24 protein-coding genes and 1 riboswitch are annotated in these 25,654 nt (G+C 51.1%); of the genes, 14 read left to right on the top strand and 10 right to left on the bottom strand.

Annotated features, from left to right (window positions below; translation table 11 throughout):
* Window positions 1–852 precede the first annotated feature (852 nt).
* A complete protein-coding gene (locus BMI79_RS06370; protein WP_076941317.1) occupies window positions 853–1,194 on the top strand; it encodes a DUF1304 domain-containing protein in 342 nt (113 codons plus the stop codon).
* Between the two features lie 8 nt (window positions 1,195–1,202).
* On the opposite strand, the gene BMI79_RS06365 is transcribed toward BMI79_RS06370, so the two are convergent.
* A complete protein-coding gene (locus BMI79_RS06365; RefSeq protein ID WP_076941316.1) occupies window positions 1,203–1,589 on the bottom strand; it encodes a helix-turn-helix domain-containing protein in 387 nt (128 codons plus the stop codon).
* Between the two features lie 468 nt (window positions 1,590–2,057).
* On the opposite strand from BMI79_RS06365, the gene BMI79_RS06360 reads away from it, so the two are divergent.
* The 7 genes from BMI79_RS06360 (at window position 2,058) to BMI79_RS06330 (ending at window position 10,828) form a co-directional block, all read left to right on the top strand.
* Window positions 2,058–6,620 carry a CHASE domain-containing protein gene (locus BMI79_RS06360; RefSeq protein WP_076941315.1) on the top strand — a complete coding sequence of 1,521 codons (4,563 nt, stop codon included), beginning with the start codon at window positions 2,058–2,060 and terminating at the stop codon, window positions 6,618–6,620.
* A gap of 6 nt (window positions 6,621–6,626) precedes the next feature.
* The gene (locus BMI79_RS06355) at window positions 6,627–7,595 is read left to right on the top strand and encodes a diguanylate cyclase domain-containing protein (RefSeq protein ID WP_076941314.1); all 969 of its coding nucleotides are present in this window, start codon (window positions 6,627–6,629) and stop codon (window positions 7,593–7,595) included.
* A gap of 601 nt (window positions 7,596–8,196) precedes the next feature.
* Window positions 8,197–8,760, top strand: a complete 564-nt coding sequence (locus tag BMI79_RS06350; protein WP_076941313.1) for an HdeD family acid-resistance protein — start codon at window positions 8,197–8,199, stop codon at window positions 8,758–8,760.
* A gap of 59 nt (window positions 8,761–8,819) precedes the next feature.
* Window positions 8,820–9,734, top strand: coding sequence for a curved DNA-binding protein (cbpA, locus tag BMI79_RS06345; RefSeq protein WP_076941312.1), 915 nt, complete (start codon window positions 8,820–8,822; stop codon window positions 9,732–9,734).
* Complete coding sequence (gene cbpM / locus BMI79_RS06340; RefSeq protein ID WP_076941677.1) at window positions 9,734–10,039, top strand: chaperone modulator CbpM; 306 nt, start codon at window positions 9,734–9,736, stop codon at window positions 10,037–10,039. Before cbpA ends, cbpM begins: the two co-directional genes overlap by 1 nt.
* Before the next feature lie 122 nt (window positions 10,040–10,161).
* Window positions 10,162–10,401 carry a DUF2766 family protein gene (locus tag BMI79_RS06335; RefSeq protein ID WP_076941311.1) on the top strand — a complete coding sequence of 80 codons (240 nt, stop codon included), beginning with the start codon at window positions 10,162–10,164 and terminating at the stop codon, window positions 10,399–10,401.
* A 151-nt stretch (window positions 10,402–10,552) separates the two neighbouring features.
* Complete coding sequence (locus BMI79_RS06330) at window positions 10,553–10,828, top strand: YebO family protein (protein WP_076941310.1); 276 nt, start codon at window positions 10,553–10,555, stop codon at window positions 10,826–10,828.
* 89 nt (window positions 10,829–10,917) lie between these two features.
* Here the strand turns inward: BMI79_RS06330 and fos are convergent, their stop codons facing one another.
* Entirely contained in the window at window positions 10,918–11,325 is a 408-nt protein-coding gene (gene fos / locus BMI79_RS06325) for a fosfomycin resistance glutathione transferase (RefSeq protein ID WP_076941309.1), read from the bottom strand.
* Window positions 11,326–11,422: 97 nt separating this feature from the next.
* Between fos and BMI79_RS06320 the strand changes: the two genes are divergently transcribed.
* The 4 genes from BMI79_RS06320 to cspE all read left to right on the top strand — a co-directional run bounded on the left by BMI79_RS06320 (window position 11,423) and on the right by cspE (window position 14,034).
* Complete coding sequence (locus BMI79_RS06320) at window positions 11,423–11,737, top strand: phage protein NinX family protein (RefSeq protein ID WP_076941308.1); 315 nt, start codon at window positions 11,423–11,425, stop codon at window positions 11,735–11,737.
* Window positions 11,738–11,889: 152 nt separating this feature from the next.
* Window positions 11,890–12,888: an MBL fold metallo-hydrolase gene (locus tag BMI79_RS06315; protein ID WP_076941307.1), complete on the top strand. Its 999-nt coding sequence runs from the start codon at window positions 11,890–11,892 to the stop codon at window positions 12,886–12,888.
* Window positions 12,889–13,666: 778 nt separating this feature from the next.
* The gene (locus BMI79_RS06310; RefSeq protein ID WP_002211058.1) at window positions 13,667–13,783 is read left to right on the top strand and encodes a DUF2627 domain-containing protein; all 117 of its coding nucleotides are present in this window, start codon (window positions 13,667–13,669) and stop codon (window positions 13,781–13,783) included.
* A gap of 41 nt (window positions 13,784–13,824) precedes the next feature.
* On the top strand, window positions 13,825–14,034 hold the full coding sequence (cspE, locus tag BMI79_RS06305; RefSeq protein ID WP_002221949.1) for a transcription antiterminator/RNA stability regulator CspE: 210 nt from the start codon (window positions 13,825–13,827) through the stop codon (window positions 14,032–14,034).
* A gap of 65 nt (window positions 14,035–14,099) precedes the next feature.
* On the opposite strand, the gene pgeF is transcribed toward cspE, so the two are convergent.
* The gene (gene pgeF, locus BMI79_RS06300; RefSeq protein ID WP_076941306.1) at window positions 14,100–14,813 is read right to left on the bottom strand and encodes a peptidoglycan editing factor PgeF; all 714 of its coding nucleotides are present in this window, start codon (window positions 14,811–14,813) and stop codon (window positions 14,100–14,102) included.
* Window positions 14,814–14,957: 144 nt separating this feature from the next.
* On the opposite strand from pgeF, the gene rlmA reads away from it, so the two are divergent.
* Complete coding sequence (rlmA, locus tag BMI79_RS06295) at window positions 14,958–15,779, top strand: 23S rRNA (guanine(745)-N(1))-methyltransferase (RefSeq protein ID WP_076941305.1); 822 nt, start codon at window positions 14,958–14,960, stop codon at window positions 15,777–15,779.
* A gap of 45 nt (window positions 15,780–15,824) precedes the next feature.
* On the opposite strand, the gene mntP is transcribed toward rlmA, so the two are convergent.
* The 5 genes from mntP to manX all read right to left on the bottom strand — a co-directional run bounded on the left by mntP (window position 15,825) and on the right by manX (window position 20,110).
* On the bottom strand, window positions 15,825–16,394 hold the full coding sequence (mntP, locus tag BMI79_RS06290) for a manganese efflux pump MntP (RefSeq protein ID WP_076941304.1): 570 nt from the start codon (window positions 16,392–16,394) through the stop codon (window positions 15,825–15,827).
* A gap of 12 nt (window positions 16,395–16,406) precedes the next feature.
* A riboswitch (yybP-ykoY riboswitch) is annotated at window positions 16,407–16,587 on the bottom strand.
* Between the two features lie 220 nt (window positions 16,588–16,807).
* Window positions 16,808–17,266: a DUF986 family protein gene (locus BMI79_RS06285; protein ID WP_076941303.1), complete on the bottom strand. Its 459-nt coding sequence runs from the start codon at window positions 17,264–17,266 to the stop codon at window positions 16,808–16,810.
* Window positions 17,267–17,431: 165 nt separating this feature from the next.
* Entirely contained in the window at window positions 17,432–18,274 is an 843-nt protein-coding gene (locus tag BMI79_RS06280; protein ID WP_076941302.1) for a PTS mannose transporter subunit IID, read from the bottom strand.
* Window positions 18,275–18,289: 15 nt separating this feature from the next.
* A complete protein-coding gene (locus tag BMI79_RS06275; RefSeq protein ID WP_076941301.1) occupies window positions 18,290–19,090 on the bottom strand; it encodes a PTS mannose/fructose/sorbose transporter subunit IIC in 801 nt (266 codons plus the stop codon).
* A gap of 57 nt (window positions 19,091–19,147) precedes the next feature.
* Entirely contained in the window at window positions 19,148–20,110 is a 963-nt protein-coding gene (gene manX, locus BMI79_RS06270) for a PTS mannose transporter subunit IIAB (protein WP_076941300.1), read from the bottom strand.
* A gap of 556 nt (window positions 20,111–20,666) precedes the next feature.
* On the opposite strand from manX, the gene BMI79_RS06265 reads away from it, so the two are divergent.
* Entirely contained in the window at window positions 20,667–22,202 is a 1,536-nt protein-coding gene (locus tag BMI79_RS06265) for a TerC family protein (protein WP_076941299.1), read from the top strand.
* Between the two features lie 13 nt (window positions 22,203–22,215).
* On the opposite strand, the gene BMI79_RS06260 is transcribed toward BMI79_RS06265, so the two are convergent.
* Together BMI79_RS06260 and sdaA are read right to left on the bottom strand one after the other, a co-directional pair.
* Window positions 22,216–23,823, bottom strand: a complete 1,608-nt coding sequence (locus BMI79_RS06260; RefSeq protein ID WP_076941298.1) for an EAL domain-containing protein — start codon at window positions 23,821–23,823, stop codon at window positions 22,216–22,218.
* A gap of 426 nt (window positions 23,824–24,249) precedes the next feature.
* Window positions 24,250–25,614 carry an L-serine ammonia-lyase gene (sdaA, locus tag BMI79_RS06255; protein WP_076941297.1) on the bottom strand — a complete coding sequence of 455 codons (1,365 nt, stop codon included), beginning with the start codon at window positions 25,612–25,614 and terminating at the stop codon, window positions 24,250–24,252.
* Between the last annotated feature and the right edge of the window lie 40 nt (window positions 25,615–25,654).

Raw genomic sequence — 25,654 nt, 5'->3', positions numbered from 1 at the left:
TATTTAATGGCACTTTGGGCTCGATGAAATTATTCAGATTAATGTAAATTTATTTTTCATTGGTTTTGCGGATGTGTTGTGCGCTAGCTCTGCTAACTACCTGATGAGTGTTGACCCGATAGTGGAAAATTGGTAGCGTCTGCGCCACAGAAAATTCTTAGTATACTGGGCGCGGAGCCTGATCTTCCGCCAAAGCGGGTGAGAAAGCAGACTCGGTGAAAAACAGTGTACTGATGTTGTTATCGACGGGAGAGAAGATGGAGCACAATCGGCATGATGACACTAAACTTATTGCGGTTATCGGATTATTGGTTTCAGTACTGCTCATTGTCTCAATCTTGTTTGGCGTAACGTACTTTTTCGATTTCAAACATACTCATAAAGTGATTGATATCAGAAGTTGTTACAGCAAAGGTTTTTAGCTATTCAGGATGGGCTGCACCTTTCGGCAATGCGAGCCATTTAGGGTATAACCAGAGAGAATCGCGAACAAATTATCTTTTTTGGTGCAAGATCTCCCTTTCGTAAAAAGGTGATCTGGCGCAAATAAAAATAGCCACAGCGAGCTAAATTAATTCAAAAGGGTAGTTTTGGTCTGTTGCTCGTTGACGTCAGTGAGGTTGCTATGAACCAATTCCTCTCTCCTGCAAGGCTGTACCATATTGTAATCGCAACGGCAGTATTTTGGGTTTCGATTGCGGCATTGGTCTCCGTGATGCTTAACTAACTCTAAACGATTAATTAAAAATCCGCTACGGCGGGTTTTTTTATGTCGTGAAACAAATCACTTAACGATTGGGCCTATACTTTATGTTTATTTAACTAAAAATAACCCAATTAAGTGTGACACTCATGGTTACTATTCTGGTTAGTCTCGTCGCCATCCTGCATATTTATATTCTGGTGCTGGAGATTTTTCTCTGGCAAAAACCCATTGGAAGACGGGTTTTTGGCACCACCGTGGAGTTTGCTGCGGCTACGCGAGTGTTAGCGGCTAATCAAGGGGTGTATAACGGTTTTCTTGCCGCTGGCTTGCTGTGGGGGATATTGCGGCAGGATGTCCCTATTCAAGTGTTTTTCTTGAGTTGTGTGTTGGTTGCGGGCATTTTCGGTGGCTTGACCGCCAGCCGTAAAATCCTCTGGGTGCAGGCGTTGCCAGCACTGGTAACCCTCTTGGCATTGCTGGCGGAGTGAAGCGTGACTCAGGCCGTTTTCTGATGGATGACGTGCAAGGGGGGCTCAATATGCAGGTCTACGCTCAGATCCTGACGGAAATCATAAGGAGTAATATTGAAGCGCTTTCTAAACATGTAAGTAAAGTGTGACTGGGAGCCAAAACCAAAATCCAGCGCGATGTCGAAAATGGAGGCTTCGCTGCTGCGCAGTTGGTACACCGCCCCTGCGAGACGGCGTTCACGAATATATTTGCCGAGCGAGATCCCCGTTGCTTCTTTGAACAACTTCTGCATGTGCCATAGAGAATAGCCTGAATACTCGGCGACTTCTTCCAAGTGGATCACGCGTCCGAGGTGAGTTTCAACCCACTTACTGAGAGCACAGACTAATGCGAGGTGGTTTTGTTGTATCAATACACTTACCCAATTGATTTTTCTGTTAAATTTATAAATCCCGTACGCTCATTGATACTCGATTAACGTCATGGTTTAGCCGGATTTATACCCAAAATAGCTCGAGTTGCCTGTAGGCGGCAAGCAACGGAGACTCAGGAGCAATAGCCCACTATGTAGCAGGGGCGAAGCTGCACAGCCAACACCCAAGCAATTTGAGCTATGAAGGGTGCAGCGCCTTAACCTTAACTGATAGCCGTTGGTAAACTTACTTAGCCTAACTCACAGATTTTAGGTTGTCACCATTGAGCGTCTTGCCTCATGCTCCTTTGCTGGGTTGCGCGAGGTAACGTCACTTCAGCATGAGCAGGGTTTCAGCCTTGCTCAAAAGTGTTGCTTTCGTTAGACAAAGCTGTTTGAACAGGTTTGAATCATATAACAATACGTCTATGCTTGAGCTATTGCTGATTATAGGGACTGTGACGCTATATGGCTTCTCCAAACTCAAGTGAAAGTGCTCATGCTCAGAAAACCTTATTTTCCTGGGATAAATATAGGTCACAGCAAGTTAACCTGTTGCCAATATTGTTATTTATCGTAGGAGTGATCTTTTCAGGCGTTGGTGCCTGGCGGCTTTATAATGAGATTGAACGTAATGCTCTGGCCGAGTTTCAACGCGATGTTGAGAGAATCTCAGATGAGATCGTCAGGCGTTTCTATCAGCCGGTATATGGACTGAACGGGGCTAAAGGTGCTTATGCGACCAATAACCACTTAACTCGCGAGCAGTTTCGCTCTTATGTTGTCTCTCGTAATCTGTCGGTCGAGTTCCCTGGGGTGCGTGGGTTTGGTTTTATTCAGCATGTACCGCGCAGCCATCTGGATGCTTTTCTTGCAGAGACCAGGGCCGATGGCGCGCCGACATTTACCGTTCACCAGCTTGATGATAAGCACTATGACGACCTGTATATTGTTAAGTATCTTGTGCCGACAGAAGATAATCTGGGGGCTGAAGGGCTGGATATCGGTTCTGAGGCGATCCGGCGTGCGGCAGCATTACTGGCGATTAATACGGGTAAAGCCACGCTGTCAGACACCATTAGTTTAGTGCAGGATAACCGTAAAACTCCCGGGGTTTTACTGTTTGTGCCGGTCTATGCTGATGGATCCAAGCCGGTGACGCCTGCTGAACGGCGGGCAGCCTTGGTGGGGTTGCTCTATGCTCCGATCGTGATCGCCGATCTGCTGCGTGATATTCCAAAGTTTACCAATGGGGAAGTGGACATCGAGTTGTTTGATAGCCTGGATGATTTATCCAGGCAACATTTAATTTTTGATGTTGATGGCAGCCAAGATCCCAATTTTGTACCCAATAATGGCTACTTTAGTCGCCTTATCAATACAAGAGTGTTTGAGAATAAAAGTATATTGTCATTGCCAGGCAGGCAAATGACTCTGCGGGTAGCCAGTACTCCTTCTTTTAAATTGATGACGGAGCGTTATGCGGCGTGGTTATTGTTTGCTTTTGGTTTTGTGCTCAGTTCGGCATTGGCACTATTACTGCGCCAACAAATAAGCGGAAGACACCGAGCAGAAATATTGGCGCGTGATATGACGGCAGATCTTGAGCGTTTGGCTCTGGTGGCGAAAAATACCTCTAATGCCGTGATTATTACGGATATAGACCGCCGTATAGTGTGGGTTAACGAGGGATTTGAACGGATCACGGGTTACAGTAAAACTGAGGTGCTGGGGCAGGCACCTGGGAAGTTATTACAATGTGCCAATACGGATAAGAAAGTGGCGGCGGCGATGAAGGCCGCATTGGATGCGGGTGAACCCTTTAATGGCGAAATAGTAAACCGTTCTAAATCAGGACAGGAATACTGGATTGAACTAGAAATCCAACCTCGCTATAACGAGCAGAATGAGCCTATTGGCTTTATGGCCATCGAGTCGGATATCAGCGAACGTAAAGCAACCTATCTACGGCTTGAGGCGGCGTTACGTGAAAATAATGCGCTACTGAGCACCCTTAATTTACATGGCATCATTTCTTCCGCCGATAGCCATGGGCTAATCACGGAAGTAAATGACGCGTTTTGTAAAATCAGTGGTTATCAACGGCAAGAGTTGCTTGGGCAAAATTATCGATTATTAGACTCACATACTCATCCCACCGAGTTTTGGCAATCTATGTGGAACGATATTTCCAGTGGGATCTCCTGGCGTGCAGAGATTTGCAACAAGGCCAAAGATGGGCGTATTTATTGGGTCGACACTACGATTGCCCCGTTCAAGAACAGCGCTGGTGAGATCGATCGCTATATCGCCATTCAGATTGATATTACCGCCAGTAAAAATCAGCAAACCAACCTGATCATTGCCCGTAACCAACTGATCCGCGCCGCCGAAGTGGCGGAATTGGGGATCTGGTTTTGGAATATCCCTGATAGAACCTTCTCTTTTGATGAACGGATGAACGATATTTACGGGCTGCCCGAAGAGTTATGCAATGTGCCTATTCCCCAAGAACATTGGTATAACCTGCTGCATCCAGAAGATCGTCAAGACGTTACGCATGCGGTGAAAATGGCGCTGGAAAGTGAAAATATTTACCGCCAGAACTTCCGGATCGTTATTAATAATCAGGTCCGCTTTATTCAATCGAGCGGCATGGTTGAACGGGATGAGAATGGCCACCCTGTCTCAATGATGGGAATAAATCGTGACATCACTCAGCAGCATGAGGATGAGAATATACTTCGAGCGGCCAGGCTGGCGGCGGAAGCAGCGAATAATGCCAAGTCTGCCTTCTTGGCGACCATGAGCCATGAGTTACGGACGCCAATGAATGCCATTCTCGGAATGATGACATTACTGAGAAAAACTGGGCTGAATAATAAACAGGCCGACTATGCTATCAAAATCGAAGCGGCTGCACGCACGTTGCTACGGTTGCTGAATGACATCTTGGATTTCTCTAAAATCGAATCAGGCAAAATGGTTCTGGAGTGCATTCCGTTTGATATTCATACCATGCTGCGGGATCTATCCGTTATTTTATCCAGTAATCTGAGAGTTAAAAACGTCGAAGTCTTATTTGATATTGATCCGCTCTTACCGACATTTGTGATCGGGGACAGCATGCGGTTGCAACAGATATTAATTAACCTGGGTGGAAATGCGCTGAAATTTACCGAACAGGGTGAGGTGATACTGTTTATCAAGGTGCTTAAACAAGACGACCAGCAGGTGACCTTGGAATTTGGGGTACGTGATACTGGGATTGGCATCGCACCTGAGCATCAGGAACGTATTTTCAGTGGGTTTACGCAAGCAGAAGCCTCGATCACCCGCCGTTTCGGCGGCTCCGGACTAGGCTTGGTGATCAGCCAACGTTTTGTGGCTTTGATGGGCGGGACACTGGAACTAGAAAGCCAGCTTGGCCAGGGTAGCCTGTTCCATTTCACCATTACGCTGCCACTCCCTGCGCATCCGCCGATTGATAATGAGAACTCAGAATCATTGGCCGTCAGAGCTCACGCATTAAATCATTTACGCGTCCTGGTGGTTGACGATAACCCTACCGCCTGCGATCTGATCAAGCGCATGGGGGAATCGTTAAAATGGACCGTCGATGTGGCAACCAGTGGCAATGACGCATTGCAGTTGATGAAGCAACAGCGCGAGCAGGGAATTACCTACGGAGCGTTATTTATCGACTGGCAAATGCCGGGCTTGGATGGTTGGCAGACCAGCAAATCAGTACGTGAACTGATGCCGGAAGGGATTGTCCCGATGATTGTGATGATCACCGCTCACGATCGTGAAATGCTGTTACAGCGCAGCGAAGAAGACCAGGCATTGCTTGATGGGTATCTGGTGAAACCCATTACTGCCTCAATGCTGCTGGATTCGGTGACGGACGCCTTAAGCGATGGCAAACAGCCTGAGAATTCGTCAATCAGGCCGATGCCAGCGTCTTCACACCAGCTATCCGGCATCAGGCTATTGGTGGTCGAAGATAACGTGAATAACCAGCAGATTGCCCGTGAGCTATTGGAAGACGAAGGCGCTAAGGTGCGTATTGCCAATCATGGTCAGGAAGCAATTGATATACTTGAGGAAAACCCTTCTTCCTTTGACGTGGTATTGATGGATTTGCAGATGCCGGTGATGGATGGTTTAAGCGCGACGCAGTATATACGCAGCACGCTGGGGCTATTGGAACTGCCTATTATTGCCATGACCGCCAATGCAATGGCTTCCGATCGCGATGCCTGTCTGGCGGCGGGTATGAACGATCATATCGGTAAACCCTTTGATCTAAACAATTTGATCCGCGTGATACGCAAATACGGTAAACAACCCGATCTCGCCATCGTCACGCAGAAAGAGACGCTTTCACCGCTCTTAACGGAGTGGAAAGAGGCGGCAACGGTCGCTGGTATTGAGCTGGAATCGGCTCTTAATCGATTAGGCGGAGACGTTTCGTTGCTGCAGAAAATGCTCTCGTTGTTTGGCGCTGAACTGGCCGATTTCCCTGGGCAACTAGATACGCTGGTTGCCCAGCGCGATTGGCGAGCCGCTTCGCGTTTGTTACACACGATCAAGGGGTTGGCGGCGCAGCTTGGTGCCACGCATTTGTCACAAAATGCCAGTAAAGGGGAGCGATTATTGAACGAAGAACCGCTACCCGCAGCGGAAGCGGTGGAGGCGTTGCTGAATGAAATAAAAGATCAGGCCCAATCTGTTCAAGCTGGAATGGTGGAATTGAGCCTCCTGTTGTTGGGGAAAGTGACGGATGCCGACTCAGCAGAAGATAAATATACCGACACCCTTGATTCAGCTCTTAACGCTCTGATATTACTGTTACAAAATTCAGACATGGCGGCATTGGAGGCAATGAATCAATTACAGGCGACTTTTGGTCACCAGGTTGGTGACAAATTGTCCCCGTTGAGCCAAGCGATCAATCAATTAGATTTCGCTCTGGCCATTCAGATAGCTCAGGCGTTGCTGGACAGTTTTTTAAATGCAAAGGAATGAAAAATAATGACAATAAATGACTCTCCTGACCAGGAGCCTGTCGTGTTTTTACCAGGGTTAGAGAAACCCAAGCTGTTGATTGTGGACGATCACCCGATCAATATTCAGGTGTTATATCAGGCGTTTTCTGCCGATCACCAGGTTTGTATGGCAACCAATGGCAAACAGGCGCTAGAAGTTTGTCTTAAGCAGAAGCCGGATCTGATCCTGCTGGATATTGAAATGCCGGATATCAGTGGTTATGAGGTTTGCGCTCAGCTCAAGGCGCTGACTGAAACCAAAGATATTCCGATTATCTTTGTTACCGCCCATATTGATGAAGAGACGGAAACCCGCTGTTTTAATGAGGGAGCGGTCGATTTTATCAGCAAGCCGATCAATAGAAACACGGTCAGAGCACGCGTGCGCACGCATCTGCTGCTGAAGGCGCAATCTGATTTATTACGCCAACTGGTGTACCTTGACGGCTTAACTGAAGTGCATAATCGGCGCTATTTTGATGAACGGTTAGCTCAGGAGTGGAAACTGTCCTGCCGTCATCATACTCCGCTCAGCCTGATTATTATTGATGTTGATTCTTTCAAAAAATATAACGACTTGTATGGCCATTTGGCGGGGGATGATTGTTTACGCCGGGTGGCAAAAACGATCCAACGGACCCTGAAGCGCGCTACCGATCTGGTTGCCCGCTATGGTGGCGAGGAATTTGCCTGCTTGCTTCCGAATACCGAACTGAGCGGTGCTATGGCAGTGGCAGAATTAATCAGAACACAGGTGCTCGAGCAGGGGATCCCACATGCCGACTCTTCGGCTTCCTCCTTTGTCAGTATCAGCCTTGGGGTGTGCTGCCGAGGTGCAGAAAGCACCGCTGCGCTGGCCGATTTCTTGCTGCAGGCGGATACGCAACTGTATCAGGCGAAGAAAAAGGGCAAAAATCAAACGTGCGGCACACTTTTAGAAAATAGTGGGCTTTGAGCCAGAGGGGATTTTGCATAGAGACGGGTCATTGCCTGTGGCGAAAATCAGAGGCCTCGCCGCATCCAAGCCCGTTGTTGTAGCTGGCTCTGGCCTATGCAATGCGCTTGCTGTTTGCAGTTCTCATCAATAAAAAGCTTGGCTGGATGACTTGCCATCATCCAGAAAAACCAGCTAATCTGAAATTGCCCGTTACCGCCGCTTGTGAGTGGTTCAGGTTCGAAAGTCATTAACCTAAACAGAGAGTCAGCCGAAACAACTTCATGTTGATGGGGTGATCGCATGTTAATAACAGTGATTATTACTCTTGTTGTCATTGTGGGCGTTGCTGCTTTTATGGCCACGCCAGTGATGGTGGTGAATAACGCGGAAGGTGTGAGAGGTGAAGATCAGTGAAATCAGACAAACAACTCGCTCACCGGAATTAATTCAACCCAGTGCTTAATGAATGATGGCGGGTTCCAGGAAGGAACCATGTCATCATAGTTTCAAGTTGCCTACCTCGTAAAAATCCGCCCAAAACGCTAAATTAGCGCATTAATGAATGCCGCATACTAAGCTAAATGATTGATGACGTTTAAATTAGCTAAGGAAGTGCATCATGTTGAATATCGATCGTACTCACTTATTATCCCTTCAAGAGAATATTCTTAAGAAACAAAGAGTCCCCTTGTTGATTACGGCGGCGTTACTGTTGCTGGGGGGGATTTTGTGCCTGCTGAACCCCTTTGCCTCTGGCGTTGCTCTCAGCGTGATGATCGGTGTCTTTCTGCTGTTGAGCGGGCTGGCTCTCATTATTGAGATGTTCATTAACCGGGCACAAAACACCTGGCCGATGATCGGTGGTATCCTGCTGGGCCTAGCCTATTTGATGGTCGGTTATGTTTTTATCTCTAATCCGACGGTCGGTATTTTGGCGCTGGCGGTCTATTTGGCGGTGTTGTTTGCTTTGGGCGGCATTGCGCGACTGATAGCCGGTTTTATCTGGCGTGGGAGCGAGGGGCGCTGGCTGCAGGTTGTCATCGGTATCCTCGATCTGGCGATCGCCGGAGTGTTGATTGGCGCAGGCCCCGAGACCACTCTGACGCTGGTGACGGCTATTGTCGGTATCGAAATGCTGATCAGCGCATTCAGCCTGTTCCAGGTGGTTAATCGACTGAAATAAACGGATTGAACAGTGCGTTCATTTTTCCCGGCTACTGATAAATACGAGATGAGAAGGTTATGGAAATCAAGGATTACTATGCCATTTTAGGGGTTAAACCTTCTGATGACATCAAGGCGATCAAGACCGCATACCGCCGTTTGGCACGGAAATTCCATCCTGATGTCAGCACCGAGACTGATGCAGAAGCCCGTTTTAAAGAAATTGCTGAAGCCTATGAAGTGCTGAAGGACAACGAACGACGTGCGCAATATGATGAACTGCTCCGGCACCGTAACGATCCTGGCTTTGGCCAACAGACTCGGCGGGCAGAGAGCGGCGATGCTGAAGATTACGCTGATATCTTTGCTTCAATGTTTGGCCGTGGTGCGCAAGGCCGACAGCAGCGGCATGCGGCACGTGGGCAGGATGTCGAGATCGCGGTGGCCATGTTCCTGGAGGAAACGCTGACTGAACACACCCGGCCGCTGAGTTATACGGTGCCGATATATAACATTTTTGGCCTGGTCGAAAAAGAAATCCCCAAAACGCTTAATGTGAAAATTCCCGCAGGGGTGGTGGATGGCGAACGCATCCGCGTTAAGGGGCAGGGGGTGCCTGGTATAGATGGCGGGGCTAATGGTGATCTGTACCTGGTCATTAAACTTGCCCCGCACCCTCTGTTCGATGTGATTGGGCACGATCTCGAGGTTGTTGTGCCGTTGGCACCTTGGGAGGCTGCGCTGGGGGCGAAGGTTTCAATCCCCACCTTATCAGATAATATTTTGCTGACTATTCCTGCCGGTACTCAGGCTGGCCAGCGGCTGCGAATTAAGGGGAAAGGCCTGGTCAGCAAAAAGGAAACCGGCAATCTGTATGCGGTGATCAAAGTTGTCATGCCGTCAAAGCCTGATGCCAAACAGGCGGCTCTGTGGCAACAACTGGCTGAAGCCAATGCGGCCTTCGATCCCCGCACTGTATGGAGTAAAGCATGATGACCAAGTTACAGATCACCTTTACCGTAACGGAGTTTTGCCTGCATACGGGAGTGACGGAAGCTGAATTGAGTGAAGTGGTGGGATTAGGGGTTATTGAGCCACGTGATCCTGGGGCGGCCGATTGGCTGTTCGACGACGCTGCGCTGGCGGCGTTTAATCGTGCCCAACGCTTGCAGCGCGAACTGGCCTTGGACTGGCCGGGCATCGCCGTGACGCTGACGCTGCTGGAGGAGATTGAGCAGTTACGCAAAGAGAACAGCCAGTTACGCCATCGCCTGGAACGTTTTATTGCGCAGCAATGATCGGCATGCTGTATTATACCCGCCCTATTTCGAGCGGCAGGGCGTTGGCTTGGTAACTCACCGCACTTGTCACTTGAAGTATGACGGGTATATGCCGTGTCTGAATCAAGAAGGGAGTTATTATGTCTGACATGCTGAGCAACGATCAGGAACTGGTTTCTGATCTGGTTGCCTGCCAACTGGTTATCAAACAGATCCTGGACGTGATCGACGTTATTGCGCCGACGGAAGTGCGGGACAAGATGGCCAATCAACTGAAGAGTATCGATTTTTCCACCCATCCGGCCGGGGCCGATCCCATCACCAAGCGTGCGATTGAAAAAGCTATTGCGTTGATTGAGATGAAGTTCAGCCGCGAGTAAACGGTGAGTTGTCGCCAAGAGTGGTGGATTTAAACCACTCTTGGTGTCATTGCGGTAACAGGGTGTAATAACAATTTCTCACGAACCTGCCCTTGGCTCTAAAGGGGATGCTAAGATAGCGGCTCAGTTTATGCAGTAGGTAGGGTTGTTCATGTTCGATTTAGGTTATGGTCCATCCGGCCTGATTTCCATCGCCGTTGTCATTTTGTCCGCACTGCTTGGCTTGTGGGTGTGGTTCTTGGTCAACCGCGCCAGCGTGCGTGCCGATGAGCAGATCCGCTTGTTACAGGAGATCGCCGAGCAACAGCGCCAGCAAACAGCGTTGCTGAAAACGTTGGCGAAAAGCGCGCGTGGGGACCAGGATCCGAACGATGATGACGACCTCAGCCCTGCGCTGAGTTTCAAAGGGTTTATTCCAGAGCGTTAAGCTCGCCGCAGATTGGGTGAGAAGGTCAAGAACGGGTCGATTACCTCAGTTTCCGTGTTAATCGGAACGCCCTCTCACCACCTTCATCGTCAATAAAACACCATGCCCGCATAGGGTTTCTCCCGGCAGACTGCCAAACGGCTGGCCAGATCGCCACAGTGAATTTCCAGAGCATGTCGATCGGGATCGAGAAAATACACCGACTCCCCCTCGCTGCGGTTAGTTTTCCACTCTTCGACCCCATTTGAGCGTAAGCGCGCGGCGAAAGCGGCAAAATTTGCCGGTGCCACGCTGAAAGCATAATGGGTATAGTCACGTCTTGATAACCCACTGCAAGCATCATCCAGCGACAGGCAAAGCCACAGTTCACCCAGCGTCAGATAGGCACCTTGTGCCCACCGGGCCTTGGGGCTGAAGCCCAGAAGATCAATGTAAAAAGCAAAGCTGCGGTCAAGATCGCTGACGGCGAGCGTCAGGTGGTTAAGGCCAGATAGCATGGTGGCGGATATCCTTAAGGGTAATCGTTGGCTGTCATAAATCTGTCGTATCGGCATCGTAATGTAGCCTGAACCCTACGCAAGATGGATATAGCCAATGATTAAATGGTCTGAAGAAAGTGATGCTGAAGTAAACCGTAACATTGCGTTAATCACCGGGGAGAATCCGGAAAAATGGTACCCTTACGGGGGGATGAAAGGCAAAGACTATTGCAAGAACCCGGCGGATGCCTGGCCGATTATCTGTGCCAACAAAATCAGCCTCAACGCCATCAGCCAGGATAATCCCCCCCAGTGGCAGGCCAGTATCACCAACCCGTGCGGCGTGTGGCTGGCGGGTAGCCACAGCCCACTGCGAGCCGCCATGATCTGTTTCCTGCTGAGCCAGCAGACGCCAGAGAGGGCGAGTTGACGTAAGGCGTCGTTCACTCTTTTCCCTCATCGCTCCCGCTAAATTAATTTATCTGCCAGTAAGATAGGCAAAAAGGCCAGATGTTTATCATACTGGTCACATAAGCCGCTAGCGGGCTATCTTGTATGACTTGAGGCAGGGAGAGGTCGGGAATGAAGATCACCAATCGTTATTACGATGCGAATAAAGCACATCATACGCCGCAGGGATTTATCAATCCGGAACCAACGCTGCATCAACCGGGGGATTTGCGGCGTTGGCAAGATGAGCGCAAAAAGCTCGGCTTACCCAAGCCGCCGCAAGAGGGGTACGAACAGTTTAACCAGCGCTGGTGGCAAGCCGCCGATCTCGGTGGCAACCAGGACAGCGTTTGGTGGCTGGGCCATGCTTCGCTCTTGTTGCGCCTGGGAGGGCGTTATGTGCTGATTGATCCGGTATTGTCGCCCCGTGCCTCACCGGTGAATTTTTATGGCCCAAAACGTAAAACGCCCCCTCCGTTGACGGTGCAGCAGTTGCCTGCCGTGGATGTGGTGCTGATTTCTCATAACCATTACGATCATCTGGATCGCTGCACCATCAGGGAACTGACCAAGCGTTTCCGCGAGATCACTTTCGTGGTGCCACTGGGCCTTAAACGCTGGTTCAGCCATTATCCAGCTAAACGTGTGGTTGAGCTAGACTGGTGGGAAAGCCTGGTATTGGATGATATGACGCTGCACGCCACCCCTGCGCGCCATTGGAGCATGAGAACCCCCTGGGATCGCAACCGCTCTCTCTGGTGTGGCTGGGTGATCCATCATCCTGCGCTGCGTTTTTACTTCTCCGGTGACAGCGGCTACTCCGAAAAACTGGTCGACATTGGCACTCGCCTGGGGCCGCTCGACATGGCCGCGTTGCCTATCGGTGCCTACGCACCAAGATGGTTCATGCAGGAGCAGCATATGGATCCGCAGCAATCGGTCATGCTGTATCAGCAATTAAATTCACCTCAAGTTATTCCTATTCATTGGGGGGTTTTTGAATTGGCCGATGAATCGTTAGATGAGCCCCCGCAGCAGTTAGGTGAGGCATTAAAGACCGCAGGAATTGAGCAACATCGATTTCATCCGGTGAAGATTGGGGCGCGTATTGATCTTGATACTAACTCTTAATGAGTAAATGGCGAAGGCATAAGGGATAGGCCGCATCCCGCACCGTACGGGCTTTGGCGTAGATGGCCTTTAGTTGGGCAATGACGCGAGTTGCAGCGGAAATGGGTAAAAACAAAGCCAAAGTTGGCGGTTGAAATTACATAACTCCTTAAGTTAATCCTGGGGGAAATAAGAATTTTATTATCGGGGGGCTTTTTTTTTATTTATTTTCTTCTACCTAAGTTAACTCCGAATATTCATCATTTTGCGGCCACCGCTATTTCACCGAGCTGCACTTTCCTGGTGCGTAATTCCCAGTGATGCATGTTTATGCACCAGTAAACGGCAGCTTGGTACTGCGCCAAAAGGGGGATAACCGCCGCAGCAGAGGAGGAAGGTGATAATACTATCCTACTGCAGCAGGCGTTGGCGGTAAGAGGTCAGAGCGATGAGCGATTTGGCCACCCGTTCATCGATATTCAAATCTTGCATATAAAATTCCATAAAGATTCAAAAATTTTTATGCATTTGTGCTGGTCAGGCGTTTATATGTTGTCAAAGGTATGCGTTGTCAGGTTGAAAGAATTGTTAAAATTCAGGCAGCACGCGGATTACAGCGCAAGTCGTTTACAAATCAGAAAATAGCCAAGGCTTCAACATCTTTTACGGTATTTTGGCTATTCATGCGCTCGACCGTTTCAAATATGTGCGACAGGTCGATCAGTGATTAAAAATGGCTTGCCATAGTTTCCAGAGTATGTGATAACGCATCTGGGTAAAACGAGGTACAGTTCTGTATATGTGTGGCATTTTCAGTAAAGAAGTTCTGAGTAAAGACGTTAGCGTTGAATACCGCTTCTCTGCCGATCCTTATCTTAGTGCCTCAAGCAGTAACGACTCTAGTTTGTCTATGTAACGCCGCTGGGCGGTTTAAACAATCCAAAGGAAATACTCAAGATGGCAAAGATCAAAGGTCAAGTTAAGTGGTTCAACGAGTCTAAAGGTTTCGGTTTCATCACCCCAGCTGACGGCAGCAAAGATGTGTTCGTACACTTCTCTGCAATCCAGGGTAACGGTTTCAAAACCCTGGCTGAAGGTCAGAATGTTGAGTTCGAAATCCAAGATGGCCAGAAAGGCCCATCTGCAGTAAACGTTACTGCTATCTAATCAGCGTCAGCTGTACAAAAAACCCGCCTTTGTGCGGGTTTTTTCGTTTCTGTGATTCGCTCGCTTCAGCCTGTAATAACAATGCCGGAATACTGATTTCGCCCTTTGATGCCCGGATGACTGGGATCCTGCGTGCGGCGATGGCTGTTACGGCGATAACTGGTGTATTTAAAGCGCTGTGGCAGCCTAGGGTCGTGGTTCTGAGTGCAGATGGTGCAACTGCCTGCGCGATCGACAGCGGCAAATCCCAAGGCATACAGCTTTTTCTCGGCGATAGCGGCCAAATCCAGATGGCGGTGTTGCGGGCTGATCAATTCAGGTGGCAGAGGTAACACCTCCTGAAAGCGCGCCACCAACTCCTCGTTGACCTCATAGCAGCATGGGCCAGCCGCAGGCCCGATGGCCGCGACCCAGTTTGCGGTGCCATCTTCGCGGTTGATATGCTGTGCCATCTGCTCAAGAATGCCGTCCAATAATCCGCGCCAGCCAGCGTGAACCGCTGCAATAGCCTTGCCGTCGTTACGGCTGAATATGACCGGTAGGCAATCGGCGGTTAGCACGCTGATCAAAATCCCCGGTTCGCGGGTAAAGAAGCCATCGGCCTCGCCACAGGTTTGCGCCGGGTGATGAACATCGACAATACGGATGCCGTGGACCTGCTTTTTTTCTGGCAGCGTGGCGTGATAAGGCAACAGTAACTCGGGTAGCAGGGCCCCTTTATTACCGAAGCCATGTTTGATGCCGGGAACGGCACTAAGAAGCGGGGAGTAGTCGGTCATAAAACGTCTTTTACCTGCAACTGATGATGGGCTCCAGTGTAGCTAGCTTTTTTACCGCTTGGCTAGCAGCAGAGAGTATCCACCTTGCATCCCATAGCCTCGTTCTTTAGACTAGCCGCGCCGTATCTCTCTGGAAATCAAGCCATGTCCTATCAGTGCCCCCTGTGTCACCAGCCGCTGCACCATGCGCGCCAGCAATGGCATTGTGAAAATCATCATCAATTCGACTGTGCCAAAGAAGGTTACGTCAACTTAATGCCGGTACAGCATAAGCGCTCAAAGCAACCAGGGGACAGCGCTGAGATGATGCAGGCACGCCGTGCGTTCCTGGAGGCGGGGTATTATCAGCCTTTGCAACAGCGGGTCGCTGAATGGCTGGATGAGGCATTGCCTGCGGGGGCCGAGGCGTCGTTGTTGGATATTGGCTGTGGGGAAGGCTATTACACCGCAGCAGTAGCCGCGCGGTTATCCCAACGGCGAGCATTAGCCGCTTTTGGCCTGGACGTGGCCAAGGTGGCGATTCGTTCCGCCGCCAAACGTTACCCGTCGGTATCGTTCTGTGTTGCCTCAAGCCATCGCTTGCCGTTTGCCGACGCTTCGCTCGATGCGGTATTACGCATCTATGCGCCCTGTAAAGCCGAAGAGCTGGCGCGGGTGGTGAAGCCGGGCGGTGTTGTTGTGACGGTATCACCGGGGCCACGCCATCTTTATCAGCTCAAACAGCAGGTTTATCAGGATGTTCAGCTACATGCGGAAAACGACGAGCAGCTTGCGGGATTCACGTGTGAAATCGCAGAGTCGCTAGCCTATCCGATGACGTTGCCGGGCGAGCAGGCGGCTAATCTGCTGCAGATGACGCCGTTTGCCTGGCGTGCCTCAGTACAGGTGCAGCAAACGCTGGCGGAGAACACGGCTTTTGCCTGTGAGACAGACTTTGCGCTCCGCCTGTATCGCCGCTTCTATTAGAAACCAAAAAACCTGCCGAGGCAGGTTTTTCACTTCCGCTGGACGTCAGGCCAGATAGCCCAGGTGCTCGAGCAGGATATTGACTCCAATGCCAATCAGCACCACGCCGCCAAGAATTTCGGCGCGTTTACCCAGCAGAGGGCCGATATAGCGGCCAATCATCATCCCCAGCGTGGCCATAATCATGGTGGCACAACCGATCGCCATGGCGGTATGGACAATGTTAACCTGCAGGAAGGCCAAGCCGACGCCGATAGCCATCGCATCTAAACTGGTGGCGATAGCGGTAGCCACCAACACCCAGAAGCCATGACGTTTAACCTTTTGTTCTTCGTGCGGCTTGTTCTTGGCACCTTCCACGATCATACGTGCGCCCAGAATAAACAGCAGGCCGAAGGCCACCCAGTGATCCCACTCCATGATGTATTGGCTGGCGAACAGCCCGATAGCCCAGCCGATCAACGGGGTAATGGCTTCAATCACGCCAAAGATCAGGCCGGTGCGCAGTGCTTCACGAAAACGCGGTTTATGCAGGGTAGCGCCTTTACCGATCGAAGCGGCAAATGCGTCCATAGACATACCAAATGCGAGAATAAGAGTTGCTGACAGGTTCATGTAAAATAGCCTCGGCCGGGTGGCTCCATATACACGTAACCCACCCCCAACCATACGACGGAGTTACGTGTCTATGGTCTCGCCAACCTGTTCGGCTGCCCGCACCACGTTTCGAGTTGCGAAACGAGTATGTTGATACGGGCGTTTCTGGTATTTGTTGCTCAGAAACCGGCTACTCCCCAATGACGGCGCAACCTTACCATAATATTTTTAGCGGAGACAACCTTTAAATTGCTGGGGTGACGCAATAGGACTGAGAATGGTTTTTACTTAAGATGGAAAGGCAAAAAATATTGGTGATAATAGCATCAGTGCTGCGAAAGTAATAAGCAACATGTCAGGGTAATTGCTGATTAATTACCCGCCGACACCGCTGAATGTTAAATTTAAATAAAGTGAGGGAAGGTTTTTTGTTACTGATTTTCAACAAGAAAATGATAAATCCTCTCCAGATCGTCTAATTTCGTGACCTGAATCAATAATCTGCGCTGTTCTAAATCAATAACCAGAATGCCGTCTTCAGATAAATTCATCGCTCTGATCCGCGAGTATTCGATAAATGCATTGGCATAGAAGAAACCCTGTGATTTAAACAACAGTTTGGGCCAGCGAATATAGGAAATATACACGGCAATCAAGGCGAGAGAAATGAGCAGATAGGTGGTTAACGGCGCGCCTTGCGTGGTGATGTTGCGGTAAATCAGGATGGCCAGCAGGCCGACAAAAATCAGGCAGTCAAGTCGGTTACTGCGCTTTAACTGCACCTTGAGCAGGGTTTTGCCCTTCAGCAGGTTCATGCCGAATTCGTCGTACATGGCATATAGCAGCATCAGCACAATAAAAATCAGTAATACCGCGTCGGTCAGCGACATCTTATCACTCCATCAATAAAAAACCGGGGGTTTTGCCTCTAATGCCGGTCAGTTAAGCGAACAGTGGCATAACCATGCGGCATAATGCCAAAGGCAACGCCCCCTCTCCCCGAAGGAGAGGGGACTGCTTAGCCTTTAGATTTTTATCCTCGCTTGTTGACGCGATTATAGCCCTAGCAGACCGATCCAATAGCCGAAAATACCAATACCAAAGAAACCGATGATGATCCACAGCGCATTGACCTTCTTGCGCAGCAGCCACATACAGCCAAAGGTTAACAGCAGTGGCACCAACCCCGGCATCAACTGATCGAGGATGGTTTGCACCGTGGTGATCTTGGTTTGCCCGGTCTGATCGGTGATCTTCGACACCACCAGCGGAATATTGACGTGCGTCCACTTGTTAACCAAGGCCCCCATGACAAACAGGCCGAGAATCGACGCTCCTTCCGTCAGCTTCTGCAGGAAACCACCGCCCATATCGTTAACGATATCAACCCCTTTGCGGTAGCCGTAGGCCACGCCGTAATAGCGGGTCAGCAGGCGTACCAGGTTAAACAGCACGAAGAACAGGATCGGGCCGAGCAGGCTGCCGCTCATGGCGATACCCGCCCCCAGAGCTGCAAACACCGGGCGCACGGTGCCCCAGAAAATCGGGTCGCCCACGCCAGCCAGCGGCCCCATCAGGCCCACTTTGATACCGTTGATCGCCGCATCGTCAATCGGGGCACCGTTGGCGCGCTGCTCTTCCATTGCCATAGTGACGCCGAGCACCGGTGCCGCAACGAAGGGTTGTGTGTTGAAGAACTCGAGATGGCGTTTGATCGCCTGCTTACGATCGTCGTTATTCTCCGGGTACAGGCGGCGGATCACCGGCACCATTGAAAAACAGAACCCCAGCGCCTGCATACGTTCAAAGTTCCATGACCCCTGGAATAGGTTCGAGCGGATGAATACGCCACGAATATCAGCAGGTGTCAGTTTCTTTTGCGTCGTTGTATCAACCATTTCTTTCACCTATTCCTAGTCCAGTTCGTTATCAAGGTCGTTGGCATTGGCCGGGCCGGCCTGAACCACCTGAGACTTGTTGTATTTCGGGCTGAGTTGGATATAGAGCACGGCCATCACCACGCCGATCACCCCGAGTGCAACCAGGTTAAAGTTGGTAAAGGCGGCGGTAACGAAGCCCAGGTAGAAGAATGGCATCAGGTAGCCGGCACGCATCATGTTGATGACCATGGCATAACCAACCACCACGATCATGCCACCGGCGATGTTCAGGCCGCTGGTCACCACTTCCGGGATCGAGTTAAGCAGCGCGTGAACGCCAGCGGTACCGACCGAGATAGCCACGATCACCGCCGGAATGGCGATACGCATCGCCTGTAACAGCAGGGCAGAGATGTGGATCACCGTGATGCCGCGCAGGCTGCCACGTTCCGCCGCACTGTCGGCCGCGTGCTGGAAGGCCACGGTCAGGGTACGGACGATAATAGTCAATACCTGGCCTGCTGCTGCCAGCGGAATGGCCAGAGCGATACCGGCGCCGATATTTTGCCCACCGGCAATAACCAGAATGGTAGAAATGATGGACGCCAATGCCGCATCCGGTGCTACTGCGGCGCCGATATTCATCCAACCCAGGGCGATCATCTCCAGCGTACCGCCGATGATGATGCCGGTTTTCATGTCGCCAAGGACAAAACCAATCAACGTACAGGCGACTAACGGACGATGGAACTGAAATTCATCCAGAACGGAACCCATCCCGGCAATACAGGCAACGATAAATATCAGCACAATCTGAAGAGTGGTGATCTCCATTGTACTTCTCCTATTTGACCGAAAAGCTTTGAATAAAAGAATTAACGGCACAGGCCATTAATTGAGTTTGTTAATCAGGTCCATCATTTTCAACTGGGTATCGGACGACACTTTACGCACTTCCAGTTCAATACCGCGTTGGTTTAATTTATTAAACGCATCGATGTCTTTTTGATCGACAGACACGGCGTTATTCACCTGGGTTTTGCCCTGACGGAACGCCATACCACCGATATTGACGGATTTAATCGCCACGCCGCCTTCCACCAGGCGCCAGACATCGGTGGGATTGGTAAACAGTAGCATCACGCGCTCACCGGCATATTTCGGGTTATTCCAGACGCGAATCGCTTTTGCTACGTCGACAACGTGTGCGGTCACGCCGGGAGGAGCCACCTGCGTCAGCAGGGTTTTGCGTACGTGATCGGCCGCGACTTCGTCACTGACCACGATGATACGGCTAACGTTGGTTTCCTTGGTCCAACGGGTGGCGACCTGGCCGTGAATCAAACGATCATCAATGCGAGCCAGGCCAATCTTCATATGATCGTCAGGGCCGAGTGGAGCTTGTGGCGCGGCGGTTTTTATCGGGGGGGGAACGGTGGTTTTGGCGGGCTCTGCTACCGGTTTCTTCAGCGCTTTTACGCCTTCACGGCCGGTTTCCAGCGCCAAGGCCACCAGTTCGTCGAAGCTGGGGTTGTCGTCTCGCGCCATAAAGGTTTCTACCAGCATCGGAATGTTAACCCCGGTGATCACCTCATAGTGCGGTTTATCGACAGCAATACGGCTGGCCGCATTAAACGGGCTGCCACCCCAGGTATCGACCAGAAACAGGACGCCATCGCTGGTGTCGAGCTCGCTGATTTTTCGATTGTATTTTTCAATTAGCGTTTCGGCGTTTTCACCGGGGACAAAATCTATATAAGCGACGTTAGCCTGTTCGCCTAATAGCATTTCTGCGGTTTTCAGCAATTGCTCCGCTGCAGTCCCATGTGTGCCGATGATAATAGCTATTGCCACTCGCTACCTCCTCGTTGAACTTAAGACACCGATCGTGTCTTTCTCGTTACCATCCTGGCAGTCGGTTTCCATGGTGTAGATACAAAAAGCTGACTTCATATTTTTTGCGCAGTTTCATCAACCTGTGCGCGTTAACTCATACGGGTGTTAATTTATTTTAGTGAGTGAAAAAATAAATTTTGTGATGCTGCTCTGTTATTGGCCGATCGAACGACTGCCAGCGTTTGTTTGAAGGATTAAACAGCAAACAGATGACAAAATGAGGCGCAAAGTAGCAGAAGCCACTTTTCCACTAAAAAATTTCCTGCTAGAGTGCCTGCTTCTTTCATCGTTAAGGAGTGAAGGGCCTCAGCCCTCCCTATGGACTGTCACCGAAGTTACTGTTTTTCAACGTTTCACCCGCCCCCTGTTGGCGTTATAGATATCACCCGGCCCGTTGGCTGCTTCCCGGTACTGCGATTCTATTCCACCGTTGTTTCTGCTCGCGCAACCTTTGCGTATGCATCCTTATGCTTGAGTATTGCTCAGCAAACCCGTCTTTCTTCTGGAGTCTGATATGGAAATATTAATGGACCCCTCCATTTGGGCTGGGTTATTGACTTTGGTGGTGCTGGAAATTGTACTGGGCATCGACAACCTGGTGTTTATTGCCATTCTGGCCGACAAACTGCCTCCCAAGCAGCGTGATAAAGCGCGTATTCTTGGTTTGTCGCTGGCGTTGGTGATGCGCCTTGGTCTGCTGTCGGTGATTTCGTGGATGGTGACCCTGACCACGCCGTTGTTCCGCGTGGCAGAGTTCAGTTTCTCTGGCCGCGATCTGATCCTGCTGTTTGGCGGTATTTTCCTGCTGTTCAAGGCAACCATGGAACTGCACGAGCGGTTAGAAGGGCATAACCACCAAGGTGGCCTTAACCGCGGCTACGCCAAATTTTGGGTGGTCGTGGTGCAGATCGTTATTCTGGATGCGGTATTCTCCCTCGATGCGGTGATCACCGCCGTGGGAATGGTGAACGATCTGCCTATCATGATGGCGGCGGTGGTGATTGCCATGGCGGTGATGCTGCTGGCATCGAAACCACTCACCAGCTTCGTCAACGCCCATCCTACCATCGTGGTGCTCTGTCTGAGCTTCCTGCTGATGATTGGCCTGAGCCTGATTGCCGAAGGTTTCGGCCTGCATATTCCGAAAGGGTATCTGTACGCCGCGATCGGCTTCTCGATCCTGATCGAACTGTTTAACCAGATCGCACGTCGCAACTTCATCAAGCATGAGGCGCGCCGCCCGATGCGTGAGCGCACGGCAGAAACCATTATGCGCCTGATGGGCCAGGAAAGGACGCCGCAACCGGATGAAACGGCAACGCGTGAAGTGAGCCAGACCTTTGCCGAGGAAGAGCGCTATATGATCAGTGGGGTGCTGACGCTGGCTTCGCGCACCCTGCGCAGCGTCATGACACCGCGTACCGAAATCTCCTGGGTGGACTGTGAACGCTCCCGTAAAGAGGTGCGCGAGCAACTGCTGGATACGCCGCATAGCCTGTTCCCTGTGTGCCGTGACGAACTGGATGAAATCATTGGCGTAGTGCGCGCTAAAGACTTGCTGGTGGCACTGGACGAGGGCGTGGATATCGCGGAGTTCGCCGCCCGCACGCCGCCGATGGTGGTGCCGGAAACCATGGATGTGATCAAGCTGCTGGCCGTATTGCGCCGTGCCAAAGGCCGCCTGGTGGTGGTCACTAATGAGTTCGGGGTGGTGCAGGGGTTGGTAACACCCTTAGACGTGCTGGAAGCGATTGCCGGTGAATTTCCTGACGAAGACGAAACGCCGGATATTATTGCGGAAGATAGCCGCTGGCTGGTGAAAGGCGGGGCGGACTTACACTCACTGGAGCAGGCATTGGACTGCGACGACCTGGTCAGCCCGACGGAGGATTACGCGTCGCTGGCAGGTTTCCTACTTTCCCATTACGGCCAGATGCCGGAAGTTGGCGACGTGGTGGAACTGAACTCGCTGCGTTTTGAGATCCTGGAAGTGTCCGACTATCGCATTGAACTGGTGGGTATTACCAAGGTGAAGCCTCACGACGAATAAAATCAGTAATACTTCAGGCCGGAGGGTTCTCCTCCGGCCGCTGCCGCCGCGGTGTACGCAACTCCTGCTGGTGGATTTCATATTGCTGTAACCACACTGGAAACACTTTGATCGGCATCGGCTTGGCAAAGTAGTAACCCTGCAGCGCATTGACGCTGCGGGAGCGCAGGTAGTCGACCTGCTCTTGAGTTTCCACCCCTTCTGCAACCATTTTGATCTTCAGGCGTTGTGCCAACGTGATAATGGTGTCGGTGACGGTGGCATTCACCGCATCGGTACCGATAGCGGCGGTAAAGCTTTGATCGATTTTCAACACATCCGGGCTCAGATTCTTCAGGTAGCTCAATGAGCTATGGCCCGTACCAAAATCATCAATCGCCAGCATGATGCCCATTTCCTTGAGCGCCTTAATCTGCTCGTGCTGAATTTCCGACAGTGCCGTGCGTTCGGTTAATTCCAGCATCAGCGAGGGCATCGGGTTTGCCGGTAACCAAAGGCGCCGGATGTCATCAATAACACCGACGCTGTTGAAATGCTCGGCGGCAACGTTGATGCTGATATAGAACGAGGGGCGCTGTGGGAATAGGTTCAGGTTCTCTATGACGTTGCTCATTAGGTAACGGGTGAGAGCAATAATCAGATCGTGCTGTTCGGCCAAGGGGATAAACACATCCGGTGAAATCCAACCTTGGCGTTTATTCTTCCAGCGTAATAGTGTTTCGACGCCAATGCAGCGGCCATTATCGCTATTAATAATCGGCTGGCAGTAAACGCGGAACTCATGGTGTGTAATGGCATGGCCGATGTAGTAAGACAGGCTCATGCGGTTAGCGGTAATCAGATACACCAGATAAGCGACCAGCAGGCTAATCATTAGGGCGAGTGGGATATGGCGCGGTAAGGCGGCCAGAGCCAACGAGTTGGTGCTAGGGCCAAACAGTGAAATAGAAAAGGGGTACTTATCTGATTTTGCCGTATATTGTCGGCCTTCAGACTGCGTACTACCAAGAATAATTTCGCGCTGACCATACATCAGGCTTGAGTCACCAACGTTAAGCATGACTCGATGAGCGTAAGGCTCCTGTGGCTCAAGTAAAAAATTGGCCAGCAATTCAATATTGAATACGTGCAGCACGCCACTGGTGCCGCTATTGCTTTGCGGCGTCCACAGCACCAGCGTCGGCACGCCTTTGGCCACCGACAGAGAAGGGCGTAGGGCCAATTGCACACCTTCATTGTTCATCTTGGGGAAGATAATTGAAAATACATAATGGCGCTGGCCAAACAGGCTTGAACAGTAAATAACCCCATTCTTCACCAGCAGCAGGGCGCGCAAGGCCTGATTTTGTGCTGCACGAAAGCGCAGCGTTGGCATGATAGGCGCGCAGGGCTGGCCAACCAACTGCATGATGTTCCCGGCCTGTTGCTGTGCAGGTAGCAGCAGTTCATTAAGTTTGGTGATAATTCGGGTGGCTAAAATCTGTCGATTCTGTTCAGTCAGGCGAACTTCCTGATAATAGTGGGTATAGAGCGAAATCAATAAGATAACTACCCCAACCGCACTGGCGAGTAGCCATCGGTAATAGCGATATTTCGATGCGGCAAGCTGGGTCATCAACATCAGGTAGATCCTTGTTTAGCGATATAGCCTGAGCCACTCCAAGCCTAAATTTTGCAATGGGATACTTGGCTAATTCTAGTCGGTCAACATTGAAAGTTGATGGTAATCCAACAAATTATTGCAAGTTCCTGGCATAAAGATGAAAACAGGGGGTTAACCGCGGGATAAACCAGAGTCAGGGGAATGTACAAAGGCTCTGAGCATCAAGAAAAACCCCGCCGGACGGCGTAATGCTCATCAGTTAAGGCTAACCAGTTCCCTCTCCCTTGGGGAGAGGGTTAGGGTGAGGGGACAATCACCGCACGACTTGCCCTCACCCCGGCCCTCTCCCACAGGGAGAGGGGGCGATGCCTTGAACCATTGATGCATGATTATGCTGCTTCGCGCTTAACTGACCGGCATTACGCCGGACGGCGGGGTAGTGAGTCAATCACACTGGACTTTGATCGCTAACCCCCCACGGGAGGTTTCGCGGTATTTGGCATTCATGTCTTTGCCGGTTTCATACATGGTTTCGATCACTTTATCCAGTGAAACCCGGGGTTCACTGGTGCGGCGTAGCGCCATACGCGCTGAGTTGATGGCTTTTACCGCGGCAATGGCGTTACGCTCAATGCACGGCACCTGCACCTGGCCAGCAACCGGATCGCAGGTCAGGCCCAGGTTATGTTCCATGCCGATCTCTGCGGCAATGCACACCTGTTCCGGGCTGCCACCCAACAGTTCTGCCAGGCCTGCGGCGGCCATGGAGCAGGCAACGCCCACTTCCCCTTGGCAACCTACTTCGGCACCTGAGATCGAGGCATTCATTTTATACAGTGCCCCAATGGCACCGGTGGCCATAAAATAGCGGATATAAATATCCGGGCTGACGGATTCAATAAAGTGATCATAATAGGCCAGCACCGCAGGCACGATGCCGCAGGCTCCGTTGGTTGGCGCGGTGACCACTCGGCCACCGGCGGCGTTTTCTTCGTTTACCGCCAGCGCAAACATGTTCACCCAGTCGATCACGTTCATCGGATCGTTAGACAGCTTGTCTGAAGAGACCAACATACGGCGCAATGCTGAAGCCCGGCGCGGCACGCGCAGTGGCCCAGGCAGCACCCCTTCGGTATTCAGCCCGCGATCGATGCAGGCGCGCATGGTCTGCCAGACGTTGCCGAAATAGCTTTCGATCTCCTGCTTGCTGTGCAGCGCCAGTTCGTTCTGCATCACCAAGCCCGACAGGGAAAGACCGGTAGTGTGGCAATGTTCAAGCATTTCACTGGCCGAATGGAACGGGTAAGGCACGCTGACATCGCTGCTGTCGGCTTTGCCGAAGTGCTCTTCATCGACAATAAAACCACCGCCGAGGGAGTAATAGGTTTTGCTGTAAACCTGTTTCTCGCCGGCGAAGGCATGGATCTGCATACCGTTTTCGTGCAGCGGCAGATTATCGCTGCGGAATACCATGCCGCCGTCGCGCGGGAAATCGACTTCATGCAGGCCGCTGGCCAGCATCAGGCGTTGGCGCTGTTCAACATCGCGTATAAAACCGGGAATGCTGTCGATATCGACGGTCGCTGGCAAATTGCCCGCCAGGCCGAGAATGATGGCAATGTCGGTATGGTGACCTTTACCGGTCAATGAGAGTGAGCCGTAAACATCCACGGCAACACGCGTGATTGAAGACATCAGGCCTTCGCTTACCAGATCGTCGACAAACTGTTTGCCGGCTTTCATTGGGCCAACCGTATGAGAGCTGGACGGGCCGATGCCGATCTTAAACATGTCGAAAACGCTAATCACGCTAAAACTCCTTTAAAGAGGCATTATTATTATGGCTGCG

This window comes from Serratia oryzae (assembly GCF_001976145.1).
In the GTDB taxonomy this organism is placed as follows: Bacteria; Pseudomonadota; Gammaproteobacteria; order Enterobacterales; family Enterobacteriaceae; genus Chania; species Chania oryzae.
The sequence above is the reverse complement of the archived record's forward strand: the minus strand, read 5'-3'. Positions and strand labels throughout refer to the sequence as shown.